At 49.1% G+C, this 13825-nt stretch carries 10 protein-coding genes; 2 read left to right on the top strand and 8 right to left on the bottom strand.

Features of this window, described 5'->3' with window-relative positions:
- Window positions 1-4: 4 nt before the first annotated feature.
- Together H141_RS20425 and H141_RS0115245 are read right to left on the bottom strand one after the other, a co-directional pair.
- Complete coding sequence (locus H141_RS20425; RefSeq protein WP_019677149.1) at window positions 5-1315, bottom strand: PepSY-associated TM helix domain-containing protein; 1311 nt, start codon at window positions 1313-1315, stop codon at window positions 5-7.
- A gap of 74 nt (window positions 1316-1389) precedes the next feature.
- Entirely contained in the window at window positions 1390-3498 is a 2109-nt protein-coding gene (locus H141_RS0115245) for a TonB-dependent siderophore receptor (protein ID WP_019677148.1), read from the bottom strand.
- Between the two features lie 190 nt (window positions 3499-3688).
- Here H141_RS0115245 and H141_RS0115240 point away from each other — a divergent pair, with 190 nt between their 5' ends.
- Window positions 3689-5296, top strand: coding sequence for a sensor histidine kinase (locus H141_RS0115240; protein ID WP_019677147.1), 1608 nt, complete (start codon window positions 3689-3691; stop codon window positions 5294-5296).
- Window positions 5277-5951 (top strand): response regulator transcription factor, encoded by a 675-nt coding sequence (locus tag H141_RS0115235; protein ID WP_019677146.1) that lies wholly within the window; start codon window positions 5277-5279, stop codon window positions 5949-5951. Before H141_RS0115240 ends, H141_RS0115235 begins: the two co-directional genes overlap by 20 nt.
- A 72-nt stretch (window positions 5952-6023) precedes the next feature.
- On the opposite strand, the gene H141_RS0115230 is transcribed toward H141_RS0115235, so the two are convergent.
- The 6 genes from H141_RS0115230 to H141_RS0115205 form a co-directional block, all read right to left on the bottom strand.
- Entirely contained in the window at window positions 6024-6575 is a 552-nt protein-coding gene (locus tag H141_RS0115230) for a hypothetical protein (RefSeq protein ID WP_019677145.1), read from the bottom strand.
- A gap of 180 nt (window positions 6576-6755) precedes the next feature.
- Window positions 6756-7832, bottom strand: coding sequence for a hypothetical protein (locus H141_RS0115225; protein ID WP_019677144.1), 1077 nt, complete (start codon window positions 7830-7832; stop codon window positions 6756-6758).
- A gap of 2 nt (window positions 7833-7834) precedes the next feature.
- The gene (locus H141_RS0115220; RefSeq protein WP_019677143.1) at window positions 7835-8902 is read right to left on the bottom strand and encodes a hypothetical protein; all 1068 of its coding nucleotides are present in this window, start codon (window positions 8900-8902) and stop codon (window positions 7835-7837) included.
- Between the two features lie 328 nt (window positions 8903-9230).
- A complete protein-coding gene (locus H141_RS0115215; protein ID WP_019677142.1) occupies window positions 9231-12107 on the bottom strand; it encodes an insulinase family protein in 2877 nt (958 codons plus the stop codon).
- A gap of 180 nt (window positions 12108-12287) precedes the next feature.
- A complete protein-coding gene (locus H141_RS20420; protein WP_019677141.1) occupies window positions 12288-12677 on the bottom strand; it encodes a response regulator in 390 nt (129 codons plus the stop codon).
- 161 nt (window positions 12678-12838) lie between these two features.
- Window positions 12839-13729 carry a ZIP family metal transporter gene (locus H141_RS0115205; protein WP_019677140.1) on the bottom strand — a complete coding sequence of 297 codons (891 nt, stop codon included), beginning with the start codon at window positions 13727-13729 and terminating at the stop codon, window positions 12839-12841.
- Window positions 13730-13825 lie beyond the last annotated feature (96 nt).

Genomic DNA, 13825 nt, shown 5'->3' with positions numbered 1-13825 from the left:
CGGGTCAGTTTCGTTGATACAATGTCAGTAACCGGTAAAACCAGTAACTAACGATCAATAATGTGAGTAAGGTCCAACCGAGCAGGAAACTAATGGTCGCCAGCGGCATGTCGGGCCACTGGCCATTGCTGCCATAAGACAACATGGCGCGATACCCGGCCCAGACGCTGCTGATGAGCATCAGTACTGAGCCCCCCAGGCTGACCAACAGGGTTTTGCGGTACTTAAGTTGCTGACGTTTGGCAAATTGCCGCTTTAAGTACATGTAACTGCCCGAAAGCGACAGAAACGACAGCAGCAGGCCGAAAATAAACCAGATAATTTTGCTGATTAAACCGCCAAAATCGCCAAAGTGCAGCGGGTCTGCGGTATCAGACAAACGCCAGTACAGTGATAAATCACTAGCATTTTGATCATGCACTATCTGGCCGTCAGAGGCATTCAGGTAAACTTTGTTAGCTCGGTCACGCACCAGCAGATGTCCGGCTTGGCCAGTGACCTGCAAGTAACCATTATCGAACCAGATTGAGCGTATATCCAGCTCAGGCCTTACTTGCTGGGCATTAGCTAGCAACTGACTCAGCGACAAAGCTGGCTGATCCGCTGCGGTGATCTCCGGCAGTTGCTGCACGGCATACCTTCCGGCGCCTGTATAGGTTACCTTACCATCAATAGCATCTGCGCGAAAAGCTTCATACAAATACCAGACACTGGTCAGGGCGATAAGTAAACTAAACCACAAGCTCCAGACGCCGGCCAGCTTATGAATACTGGCCACATTGGCCCGGCGTTGCTGGCCCCAGCTCAAGGTGAAAAACTTTCGCCACCAGCCTCGATACAAATACAGCGCTGATATAATTGAGATTAGCAAAGGGATAGCCAGTAAAAACACCAGATAAGAGGCAAAGGTACGGTTAACCGCCCCAAACAAGTTACGGTGAAAATCACGGAAAAACCGCTGAATGGTAAAGTAGCTGCTATCGCCTTTGATCTGGCCGCTGGCTGGATCAACATAGACATGCCGCCACTGTCCCTGAGCCGTTTCAACTACCACAACATAGTTAAAACCACTGGCAATGGGCGCGCTGGCAAACGAAATTTTATCATCCGGCTTTGCCTGACGGACAATCTCGTAGGCCTGTGCCAGGCTAACTGGTTCTTCATCCGTGCTGGCAGCTCTGACCGCATTATTGGTTAGCCAGTCGAACTCATGCGACAAGGTCGCAAAAGTGCCACTCCAGCAAATAATAAACAACAGTAGCCCAGTCCAGACACCTGTTAAACTATGCCAGTTAAACCATTGTTTTACCTTCATTATTACGCCTATTTTACTGCCAGATGCCAGCTTGATAATGCTGTCAGGCTGGCGGTATTACTATCAGAGCAGGATCAGAACCGGTAACTAAAGGTCAGGCTCGCTGAACGCGGGTCGCCCGGAAAAATCCGGCCAAAATTGTAACCGCCGGTCCAGTGCACTTTGTCGGTGATGTTACGCAGCTGCAGTGCTGCATCCCAGGTGCCGGCCTTATAGTAAAGTGCCGCATTCCACAGGCTGTAAGCTGGCAAATTCAGCGCCTGCTCAAAGGTTCGGCGCTCACCGACATAGCTGACACCCGCACCGGCAGCCCAGTTGTCGCTAAACTGGTATTTAGTCCACAAGCTAGCACTGTGTTTAGGTGCGCCCTCTTTGGTTTTACCCACCAGTTCCGGATTAGTATCCTCCGTTATTTTGCCGCGGTTAAAGGCGTAGTTGGCAATAACGGCTAACTGGTCGGTCAGCTGGCCATTCACTTCCAGTTCAACCCCACGCGCTTGCTCTTCACCACGCTGGCGGTATTTGTCAAAGCCGTCGTTTGCAGCCTGAGTGGCCTCATCATCGTATAAAATAATATTGTTTTTGGTTATCTGATAGGCAGATAACGTCAGCAGCAAATTGCCGTCAAACTGTTTGGTTTTGTAACCCACTTCCAGCAGTTCACTGTCCTGGGGATCGAACGGACCACCACTTTGCGGGTTATTGGAAAATAAGTCCTGTGGCTCGAAGCCGGTCACCCAGGTGGCATATAAACTTGAATCAGGCGATAAGCGGTAAATAGCGCCGGCTCTGGGCAAGATGGCGTTGTCATCGGCGCCAAAGCCGTCGGTATCAACAATATCGTAGTTCTCAGCGCGGACACTTAATAACAATGACCAGTTACCTAAGTCCATCTGATCCTGAATATACCAACCGGTGCTGTTAAAATCGCCGCCCCAGGGTGCGTCGGCCGTAGCGCCATAACTTGCAGGATCGCGCCGTTGATACACAGGTTGCAGAATATCAAAAGTATCAACGTTATTTGCTCTTAACTGAGCAGAGTGGTAAGCGCGGTCAACGTAATCGACACCAGCAACAAGGCTATGGCTTACCCGGCCAAGCTGAAATACACCAGTCAGATAAGCAGATACATTATCCACCGTTGCATTCTCATCACGATCAACATACAGCAGATTGATTACTGAATCAGAGCCTTCTACATAGTTGCGGATCCGATGTTCAATTAATTTTTGCTGATAATCCTGATACATGTAGTTAAACACCACAGACCAGCCGTCAGTCAGTTTGTGATCGATAGCGACACTTGTGCTTAATGACTCTGTATCCATTTTGTCACCCGGCTGGGTCACCGACACTTCAATCGGTACCTGGCCTAACGACGCCGCATTTCTTAAGTTTGGCTGGCCCCGATCGAGAATGCCCTTAGTATCTGCGTACACCAGCTCAACGTTTACCCGGGTATTATCGGTGGGCAGCCAGGTTACGCTGGGAGAGGCCAGCAAACTTTTATTAAATATCTGATTGCGGAACGAATCTGAATCTTCATATCCCAGATTTAACCGATACAGCAAGGAGTTATCAGCTGTCGCCGGGCCGGTGGTATCAAACGCAATATACCTGTCGGCATAGCTGCCCACTCTGGCGCTCAGTTCGTTACGCTGCTCCGATAACGGTTTTTTGGTGACCATGTTAACGGTACCACCAGGGCTGGCGTCACCAAAAATCGCCGAGGCCGGGCCTTTGATCACTTCTACCCGCTCCACGTGAGCAATAACCGACTGCGACCAGAAATCGTTATAGGTGCGCATGCCATTTACCCGGCGATCATCCCAGTTACGAAAGCCACGGATAGTAATGTCGTTGTAAACTGAAAACTCATTCACACCACTGACAAAAGGCGAAATATCATTCAGCCGCATCATCGCCTGATCTTTGATGGTTTCCTTGGTTACAGCACTAATAGACTGCGGAATATCCAGTACATCTGCAGCGACTTTAGTAGCAGAGTAACTGTATTCAGAAAAAGTTTTGCCGGTAAATCTGCCGATAACCTCTATTGTTTCAACATAGTCTTTGGTTTTGGCTGTTTCTGCTGGCGCTTGTTCTGTGGTTGTCTGTGCCACTGTGACTGCCGTAAACGACAATAATGCAGCACTGACTGCTGATAACTGAAACCCGTTCATTATTATTCCCTCAACTAAAATATTGGTTAATAATAATGAGAGTGATTCGCATTGTCAAATATAGTACTATTGTTTGAGTTCCTGAAATACTGTTTTGCGCCGGTGCTTGCTGTAAAAAGTTAACCTGATATTCATGCTTTGGCCTTAACAACGCCATATACTGCTGTTATTTGTCGCTGCGGACTGTGCCATGTATCTGCGTAAGCTGATTGTCTCTTTGTGTGTTCTGATGGCCATTATTGTGCTGCAATCAGGTATTGGTTTCTGGGCACATCATAAATCTGAGTTTCATACCGAGCGTAACCGGATTGCTAACCAGATGTTGTCTGAGTTTATTTCCTTACGGGCCGATAAACAGCGCTTAAAAGTGTGGTTGGCCGAATATCTGCTAACAGCAGATGCGAATATCAGCTTCAGAGACAGCCAGTTCCGACGGATGCAGCAACAACTTTTCACTCTGGACCAACTGGCGATCCGCGATCAGTTGTTTAGTCGTAGCGAGGCTGACTTACAACATACCATGCAGCAAGTGAAGGTTATTTCGTTACTGCAAACCAATTTGCAAACACTTGAAAAAGCCCTGAAAACCGGAGATCTGGCTGGTTACCAGGATGATACTGAACGCTGGCGAACCTTAATCTCGCTGTTTGATAAATTCCAGGATACCGACTTAGCCGAATTGCTGCAGCTGGCCATTGCCCAACAAAAAGAGTGGGCCAGTGCAACGGAAAATGATTCAATCCAGGCTGTTAAGAATGTAAAACGGGTACTGGTATTAATTAGTATTGCCGGTATTCTGTTAGCTGTTTTACTGGGGTATCAGCTGTCAAAAGCGCTGCGCCGGCCATTGCAACAGTTGCTGGATGGCACTAAACAACTGCAATGCGGTAACTTTGCTCACCGCATTAACGAGCAGGGTCCCGCCGAGTTTGCAGAGCTGGCACGTCAGTTCAACCTGATGTCGGGCTATATCTATGCCTTTACTGAACAGGAAAAGAAAAGCCAGCAAGCTACCGAACAACGGGTTCAGGTTCGTACCGCAGAGTTACAGCAAGCGCTGGCGCAGCTGCACGAGGCAGAGTTACGTCAGAAACAGCTGTTAACTGATATAAGCCATGAATTGCGCACTCCGGCGACCAGTATTCAGGGTGAAGCCGAAATAAGCCTGCGTGGTAAAGATAAAGATAACCAGGAGTACAAAGAAGCATTCGGCCGGATCCTGGCCTCCAGCCAGCAACTAAACCGGCGGATTGATGACCTGTTGTTTCTGGCCCGTGGCGAAGAGCGGTTGTTGCAGGTTAGTTTAAAAAAGCTGTCGCTATCGCAGTTTGCCAGCCAGGTTTGCGTGCAGTTTCAGCAGCAGTTACATAAACGTTTTCAATTAACTATTTCGCCGCAGTCTGATCTTAGCGACGGGCAGTGGTTGTTAGTCGACAGCGAAAAATTTGCCACTGTACTGGGTATCATCGCCGATAACGCTCAGCACTATGCCAAACAAAGTGATCAGCTGCAGCTTGCCTTCCTGCCAACTGATAACGAAATGGTGCTGGAGCTGTCTGATGAAGGCATAGGCATTAACCCGGAAGATCAGCAGCAGTTGTTTACACGCCATTACCGCAGTGCAGCAGCCCGCCAGACCCGTCCTGATGGCCTGGGCATTGGCCTTAGTATCGCTAAAGCCATTATGCAGGCACACGATGGGACGATAAGACTGGAAGCGAATAAACCGCAAGGCACCAGGGTTGTATTAACTCTGCCGCTTTTTAACGGAGCCACCGATGAAAATATTGATAGTTGAAGACGATGAGCGGGTTGGCAGCTTTTTGTCACGGGGCCTGAAAGCTGAAGGCTATCTGACATTACTGCTTAACGATGGCCTGCATGCACAGGAAGCGGTAAAACAATTTGAACCGGACGTCATTATCCTCGACCGCATGTTACCAAAACTGGATGGTTTAACCCTATGCCAGCAACTGCGTAGCCAGCAGGTCAAGGCGCGAATTTTAATTTTATCGGCCTTATCTGAGGTCGATGAGCGGATAAAAGGCTTACGCGCCGGCGCCGATGATTATCTGGGCAAACCCTTTCATTTTGAAGAGCTGCTGGCAAGAATAGAAGCACTGGCCAAACGGACCATTACTGCTGAACAAAACCGTCAGTTGCAGGTGGCCGATCTGGTGCTGGATTTAGACAGTAAGCGGGTGCAACGCGCTGGCGATGATCTTATTCTTACCGCCAAAGAACTGGGTATTCTGGAACTGTTAATGAGCAACATCGGTAAGGTGTACAGCCGTGAGCGTATTTTAACCAATGTCTGGGGCATGAATGAAGATCCGCTAACCAATATCGTAGATGTGTATCTGGCCAGGCTTCGGAAAAAAGTCGATGACCCTTACCCCGTTAAACTGCTGCATACCCGGCGAGGTCTGGGCTATTGCTTGCAGGCTGAATAAAAAAGAGCTGGTAAGCAGAGGTGCCTTACCAGCCAAAATGGGTTGGAACCCTATGTGGAACTCAGTTGTTACTTACTGTGCGCTGTAAGGTAAAGAGGAATGATGTAATACGATACGCAGTACGCCCTCATTATCTTTTTTGAAACCCCAGGTTTTATCGACCGTTGTTACCTCACCTGCTTTGTTTGTCACTTTGACATGCCCCATCGTCAGCGCCAAATCACCATTAAAATGCACTGCGGCGTTGTTAAATTCGTATGCTTGCCAACCCTTAAGTGCAAAGCCACTGTCGTTGGCAAAGAGGTTATTGCCGCCAACGAAATAAGATAAAGCCCCATCATATTCAGTACGGAATGTCTGCTCACCATTGGCTAATGTTGGTTTAAACAATACGGGCCCCAGGTTGTAACCATATGCTGCATCTAACACTGCCCGCGCAGTGTCTTCTGCCTGCGCAAAGCCACCAGTTTCATATGCCTGGCTGATAGCAATCAGCGCAGTACCCCAGGCTTGCTGCGCTGCCTTGAGCTCTGCTTCAGTAATAACATTATGCGCAGGTGCAGCCTGTGCAGTCGCAATAAACAACATAGCACTGCTTAGTACAGTTACGGTTAATCGTTTCATTGTTTCACCTTCGGTTATGCCGTCATTCGGGCAATGGTTTATTGTTCAATGAATACAGAATAACAACCGCAGATTAACCAGAATGACGGGATTAGATGAACATCAGCCTGTTATTTTATTAAATAGAGATGAATAGCTGCTGATAAAAACTCAGATTTTTGCTTTGCCCAATGCCAGCACTTACTGCTCTGCCATCTGCTGCAAAAACTGCAGCCGTTGCTGCTCTTCGGCACTGGCCTGCCACGGCTCGTCGGTTAGCTGACTAAGTGAGAAAAACTCCAGCGGATATTCGCTTTGCTCGCTGTCGCCATAGCGGGTTAGCTCACCGGGCACAGCAGGGCGGCGTTCCAGCACAAAACTGCTGAGAATAAATGGCCCTTCCTGCTGACGCAGCACCGCTTTGTAGGCGCGCAAGGTTAGCTCAGCTTTACCTTCACTCAACCTTTCTGTTGCAGTAAGTAATGCCAGTGGCCGGCGTTCTGCGGTAAACAAATTGGCCCGCAGCCGGTAGTAACCGGCCTGTTCAACATTTAGCTTTACCGGGATCAGCATATCGCTGCCAACGCCGCGGCTGGAGCCAACACCGGTGATGGTTGCAACCGGGTGGCTGTAAACAAAACCGGTTTTCAGCGTTTGCTCCCGGCCATTAGCGCTAAAGGTAACACTCACTTCCAATGGGCCATCCCAGTCATCTTCTGGGGTTAATTCTGTCTGCCAGTTTTGCTCTGCACTCTGGCTGTATCCATCGCCGGCAGTGTTTTGCATCGCCTCGCTGGCCAGTAATGTAGTGTCTTGTTCACTATGCAGCTGCACACTGACGCTATGCACCGTTAAGCCACTTACCTGCAGGCTTACCGGTATAGTTTCAGGGTAACTAAAGCGGTATTTCGGCAGCACTATCGCTGCACTGGCGCCGCCTTCCAGTGGTACCGGTTGCACCACATAAATATTGGGGTTCAGTAAGTGGCTGTCAGCTTCAGACAGTGGCCTTGAATAGCCCGGGTACTGCAGCTCACTGGCATAGGCTGTTGCCAGTAACTTAAAGCTGTCGCTGACTGGCTCAGGCAGCCGTTCGGTAACGGTAATAGTGGGCGCAGCGGGCGGTTTGGCTTTGGGCGTTGCTTCAGGCTTAGCAGCTGTAGCAGCCACCTCAGGCGCCGCCAATGGTAAAGGGATGTCAGCAGGTGCTGGCCAAAACAACCAAAGGCCTGACAGCAGTGCTGCCAGGCCAATGAATATCAAGATACGTTTAGTCACGCTTAGTTCGCCGCCTGATAAACCAATGCTGACATGCTGGTGTTATTAGAGTTACGCACGACCCGGTAGCGCGAGCTGAATATCCACCAGCCACGTTTTTCATCATAGGTACTGAACTGCAAACTGTCGTTATTCAGGTAACCGGCGTTGCTGTTGGCTGCGGTGACTTCATCCTGCACCCGGTTTTCAATTAAACCACCGTGGCTATACCCTTCGCTCATCAGCAAAGGGTAATGGTAAGGCATAAAACTACCTACACCGTTACTCTGGCTAGCCAGCTTACCGTCGAAGGCCACACTACGTGAACAACTGCTAAAACTGGCAGCGGTCGAGGCACCACAGGCTGAATGGCTGGCCACAACGCCGTCATCTTCACCCGGTAAAAATACCCCGGTAGCGCCCAGATAGTCAGAGCCGGCGCCAACAAAACGTAACCGCGGCACCCGGCTGTCCGGAAACGACGCCAGCTGGCGGGCACTGTTTACCCGCAAATCATTCAGAACGCCTACCGTGCCAGCATTCGGTATTTCGCCGAGCCAGGCGGCCAGCGCCAACCGTAAGGTCCAATCAATAAGGCCAGAGCCACTGGCGACATTAACCGCCAGGTCAGCCAGTTCAGAGCCGCCACCAGCACCGGCGAAATCGAACGTAGCAACTATATTAAGCGGTTGCAGGCCGGCATTTTGCAGCCATAACGCCTGATTATCCAGTAAATAGCGGGTCACTAAATCGCCGGTGGAGTGGGTAACAAAAATACAGCCATTAGCGCAGGTACCATTTACCGACATTTGCTGCAGCTTTGGCCAGATATAGTCACTGGCAATTTTACCGGCTACCCGTTCATGGGCCGGCCAGTCAATTCGGACATCGGCCCGATCCCGCCAGTAGGCCTGCCAGTAAGCAGCACCATCGCTGGTTACTTCACTGGCGCTGGGGCGACTGGCCAGTTGGTCGGGTTGCAAACCATGCACCAGTACCACCGGGTAGCCACCAACGGCGGCAAAGAGGTTAAAGCTGACAGCGAAGCTGCCTAGTAAAGCTGCACTAAGCAGCCCTGTTAGTTTTTTCATCACAGATCCTCGTCTTTAATCTTATAATTGTTGGTTGAGACTGGTAATGCTGTCCTGACTCAGTGAACAAAAATAGAACAGCAGCCACTGATTGCAAGCGGCACTTTTCGGGACAAATAGCTCTGAGCTGACCAGTTAACATGAATGCTGTTTTAATAAGGCATCCGCACAAATTTTGATTGCTTATCATAGCAAGGATGACAGGCGCTAAACTCTGACAGCAGCCATAAACTTTTGTCTACAAGCGTTTAAAGTGATTACTCGAACTATTTTCATCTTGCCAATAAAAAACGCAGCCGAAGCTGCGTTTTGGCAGATAAACAGCAGGTTACTGCGTTTTCATCTGTCGGTGAAACTCGGCTAAATCAGTAATCACCCGCTGGCCTTCGATTTCAGCAAACGGTTGCTGGTTAAAACCAGTACCACGCATTTGTACCGAAATTCTTGCGGCATCTTTGTTTAACAGGGTTTCCTGATAAAATGCCTGCACATCTGCCAGCGTTAATTTTTCTACTTCGGCTATCAGTTTTTGCTTACTGTCAAAGCTGAATTTTTCCTGATACCAGTCGCTGATCAGCGGCGCCATTTCTTCCTGCAGGTTTTTCGGCGGCTCTTTCAGACTTACCAGCAAACTTTGCTTCAACTGCTCAAAACCGGCGTTGTCCAGCTGCTGCAAGGTTTGCCAGTATTGCTGTTTAAAGTCATCAAACCGCTGCTGCATGTCGGCCACCGCTTTAACCGGAGTCTGAATATACAAACCAAAACCGGTGTAGTCTTCAATGCTGACAGCAGCGCCACCTACCGCATAAGCTAACTGCTCTTCAGTACGCAGTATGTCAAAAGCCTGATTGGAAAAATGGCTCTGCAGTAAGCGGCCGCGAGCCTGTTGTTTTACTGAAGGGTCCGGATGAATATGCATGTCTACTACTGCCACATCCGCTACTACTAAATCCTGCTGCAGGCTAATGACTTCAGCTGGTGCAGGCTGCCATACCGGGCTGCGGGTATAAGCCGGGGTTGTCCGCTCTGCCGGTAACGCGGCGGCGACGGTATCAACAAGCTGTTTTACATCAGCCTGATTGTAATTACCAAAGGCAAAAATCCGCACCTGGTGATTGCTCAGCATCTGCTGCATAAATTGCTGTAAGTCTGCTACGGTTAGCTGCTCCGCACTGGCAATTAACTGCTCATTGTTGTAGTTACCGCCCCGATACAAGCTGTTAAATGCCATAAACGCCTGCTGAAACGGGAAGCGCCGCTCTAAGTTGCGGATACCGCGCACATAGCGGTCCACCGCCTGACTGAAACGCTCAGCTGTAACCTCTGGTGCCAGCCCAGCTAATGCCTGCTGTAATAATTGCGGTTGCTTATCGGTAAACCCACCCAGATTTAACAGTAAGCCGTTACTGTCAGTCAGGCGCACATCCATACCGGCCACTGATGCTTCAGTTGCCAGCACGCTTTGCTCCAGGTTATATAAATCCTGCCACAGCGCAAACATCACTTTCGCTTTAATGTCCTGCAACGCCGCCGGGCTGTTAAGAAAAATATTCAGGCGGCCACGTGGCTGGCTGGCAAACTGCTGGCTGGGATACAACCAGGCTTTAATGCCCTTATCTTCCACAACCAGTTCAGGCTTATCGGCCTGCACTGCAGTGCGCAATTCAAAGTTCTCCGGCAGTAAACGGTTAACAGCCGGTAAGTTAAGTGCAAGCGGGCTTTGCTGCCAGCTGGCTATTTCCTGCTCGCTGATATCAGTAATTTTATAGCGACCATCATAGAAATGCAGTTGGCTGTCAAAAGGCTCCTGCTGACTGATATACCATACCCGTAAGCTTTGCGGCGTCAGCTGCTCCAGCACCTGATTAATAGCTGCCGCATCAAACCGCTCATAATGATAAGGCGCATTTACTGCGTGTTGGGCCGGCACAAACTGCATGGCGTGGGCCAGGTTAGACACATAGCCAAAACCATCAGTTTTTTCCAGAAAACGGAAACGGTTGGCCAGGCTGGTTTGAATTTCACTGAAATATTTGCTATCTACTCCTTGCTGCTTAATCAGCTCCAGGTATTGCATCACGCTGGCAATAATGACCTCTCGCTGCGCCATACCGGCATCAGTTAAGTTAATATCAATGGTCAGGCTGCCATAGTTGCCGTAAGCGCCGGGGTTGGCACTGGCCGATAACGATGAAATTAAACCAAGCTCTTTAAGTTGCTGGGCCGGAGTGCCGGGCATTTCCGAGCCAAGTAAGTAAGTGATAAATTCATTCGGTTTTACCGCGAACTCATCACTGTTATTAGTGATAGTGAAATCCAGTCTCAGCTGCTTTACATCTTCATTCGGTACATAATGCACCCGTTTCGCGCCAAAATCCTGATATTTAAGTTCAGTGTCTACTGCCGGTTTGGCAATTTCTTTGTTTTCAATAGCGGCAAAATGTTTGCGGGCTAACAACTCCATTTCTGCCAGCGGTAAATTGCTTAACAATGCCAGCTTCATGGTGTTGGCAGAATAATACTGCTGATAAAACTTTACTGTTTCATCGTGCAGTTTACTACCTTCCTTATCACTGAGCGTTTCCAGGTTGCCAATTAAAAAGCGATTAGCCGGATGCTCACCAAACATGCTGCGGGAAAGTTTAAACTGGCCAAAAAAGTCCATCTCCCGGCGCATCGACCACTCAGCATTGACTGCATTACGTTCTTTCTCGGTATATTCAGGCAGTAACAATGGCGCTTTAAAAAAATCGGAGAAACGATCCAGCGCCTCATCATATGACGGATTATTTATCTGGAACATATAGTTGGTAATATCCAACCAGGTATAAGCGTTAGCGGCACCACCATTTTGTGACATAAAGCCGTTGTATGATGCCGGATCGGGGTAGCGCTCAGTTCCCATAAATAATAAGTGCTCTAAGTAGTGCGCCATGCCTTGCTGACTCATCGGGTCTTGCAATAAACCGACGCCAACACTCAGTGAGGCTGCCGATTTTTCGGTGGTAGGGTCTGATACCAGGATCACTTCCAGCTTATTTGGCAGCACAAGTGTTTTATATTGGCGCTCGTCATTCGGGCTGACTAATACCTGGCCGGCAACCTGCTGCTCGAAACGCTGCTCTGCAGTAACGGTGGCGCGCTCACCGGCGCAACCCGTCAGTACTGCCAATGCTACAGCACTGATAACAAATATTTTTTTCATTAGAACACCTGTAGTAGCTTTCTAGGCTTCACGTAAATGTGAAATGTTGTAGGCATAATGTAATGAATACGCATGCAAGCTGCCAGCAAAGCCTGCAGGCAGATTGTAATCAAATGTGTCGGGAATGAGGGAGTAATAAGATCGGCAAAACAGGTCAGAACAAAATAAAGTTCTGACCGGTCAGGCCAGCTGCTCTTTTTTTGGGTTTTTCCCAGAGTTTTTTAATTTTTGTAGCACCGAGGCGATTCTTTGGCTGTAAAAGGGCTTAGTGATAAAGGCTGACGCTCCCGCTTGAATAGCTTGTTCCAAATTCTCGCGGGTACTATGTGCGGTGATAATCACCACTGGTACGCTGCAAGCTTCTTTCAGTTGTTTAAGCAGGCTGATGCCTTTGGTATCGGGCAACTCCAGATCTAAAAAAATAATATCAACAGCATCGTACAGAGCATGTTCTAAACCAAGCCGTCCATTGGGCGCATCGATAATCTGCGTAACGCCTAATGACGACAAAATTTGCCGTAAAACTTCACGAATTAACGCATTGTCATCAATTACTAATGCTGTTTTCATAGCCTGTTTTCCTTGATTTCGTGTTAAAAGCTATTGGGGCTATTGCATTGTAGGTGAAGATAAAACTTATAGTTATCTTTCACTGCAGCTATCCGATATTTATCAAAGTTTCATCAGATATTATTGGTAACTAATCAAGAAAATGGCCTCGAAGATGCTGCTTAACCTAGCGCAGTATCCAGTAGCATCATCAACACAAAACCCAGCATCAGGCCGGAAGTCGCGGGTAGTTCATGACCCTGTCGGTGTGACTCCGGGATCATTTCATGGCTTATCACAAACAACATGGCACCCGCTGCCAACGCCAGGCCCCAGGGCAATAACAGGCTGGAATCGCCGAGTACGGCCGCACCAATCAAGGCCATAATGGGCTCGGTCAGGCCAGAAAGTACCGCCATACTCACTGCCAGCGCACGGCTATAACCCACGGCCAGTAATGCCATGGCCACCACCAGCCCTTCTGGTATGTCCTGCATAGCAATACCGGTAGCTAAGGCATTAGCCGCAGCAATGTCGCCACTGGCATAAGTGGCGCCAATCGCCAGACCTTCAGGAATATTATGCAGAATAATAGCAAATACAAATAACCAGCTGCGCCGAAGCTTCAGCCCCAGTAACCGGTCTTCTTCTTTAATAAAATGCTGGTGCGGTACCAGCCGCTCAACCAGCAGCATTAATAACGCCCCCAGCAAAATCGCCAGTGCCACGCTGCCCGAACTGCGCCACGCCGAGGCACCACTGCGTTCCAAAATAGCTAACGCCGGCGCAATAAGTGAAAACATACAGGCAGCGAGCATTACGCCAGCGCCAAAGCCCAGCATCACATCATGTAACTTTTGCGATAAACGCCGTAAAAAAAGCGCAGGAATTGCCCCGGCAGCGGTGGCCCCGGCCGCAACCATACCGGCATAAAATGCATAGCGCACATTTTGTTGTTGCTGCATCAACAACACCAGCTGCTGGATTGCGTAGCTTGCTCCCATTAATATAATCAGTGCACCAAACACTTTGCGGCCACTCAGCCAGGGTGGCTGCATCAACGATTGCTTCATGTCTGCTCCTGCCGCCACTCGTTAAGCGGTTGCCTGTAAATTCAAATAATTAACGTTAGAGTAAACTCCAGTATAGGCGCTAAATTTTAAACACCA

Origin of the sequence: Arsukibacterium perlucidum DSM 18276 (genome assembly GCF_000382165.1) — a bacterium.
GTDB classification, from domain to species: domain Bacteria; phylum Pseudomonadota; class Gammaproteobacteria; order Enterobacterales; family Alteromonadaceae; genus Alishewanella; species Alishewanella perlucidum.
This window is presented reverse-complemented; position numbering and strand designations above follow the sequence as displayed.

What these genes read in the sequence shown, in the direction of transcription:
- H141_RS0115230 (WP_019677145.1), bottom strand. Translation starts at nt 6,575, where the DNA reads ATGAAACGATTAACCGTAACTGTACTAAGCAGTGCTATGTTGTTTATT.
- H141_RS20420 (WP_019677141.1), bottom strand. Translation starts at nt 12,677, where the DNA reads ATGAAAACAGCATTAGTAATTGATGACAATGCGTTAATTCGTGAAGTT.
- H141_RS0115245 (WP_019677148.1), bottom strand. Translation starts at nt 3,498, where the DNA reads ATGAACGGGTTTCAGTTATCAGCAGTCAGTGCTGCATTATTGTCGTTT.
- H141_RS0115220 (WP_019677143.1), bottom strand. Translation starts at nt 8,902, where the DNA reads ATGAAAAAACTAACAGGGCTGCTTAGTGCAGCTTTACTAGGCAGCTTC.
- H141_RS0115215 (WP_019677142.1), bottom strand. Translation starts at nt 12,107, where the DNA reads ATGAAAAAAATATTTGTTATCAGTGCTGTAGCATTGGCAGTACTGACG.
- H141_RS20425 (WP_019677149.1), bottom strand. Translation starts at nt 1,315, where the DNA reads ATGAAGGTAAAACAATGGTTTAACTGGCATAGTTTAACAGGTGTCTGG.
- H141_RS0115235 (WP_019677146.1), top strand. Translation starts at nt 5,277, where the DNA reads ATGAAAATATTGATAGTTGAAGACGATGAGCGGGTTGGCAGCTTTTTG.
- H141_RS0115240 (WP_019677147.1), top strand. Translation starts at nt 3,689, where the DNA reads ATGTATCTGCGTAAGCTGATTGTCTCTTTGTGTGTTCTGATGGCCATT.
- H141_RS0115205 (WP_019677140.1), bottom strand. Translation starts at nt 13,729, where the DNA reads ATGAAGCAATCGTTGATGCAGCCACCCTGGCTGAGTGGCCGCAAAGTG.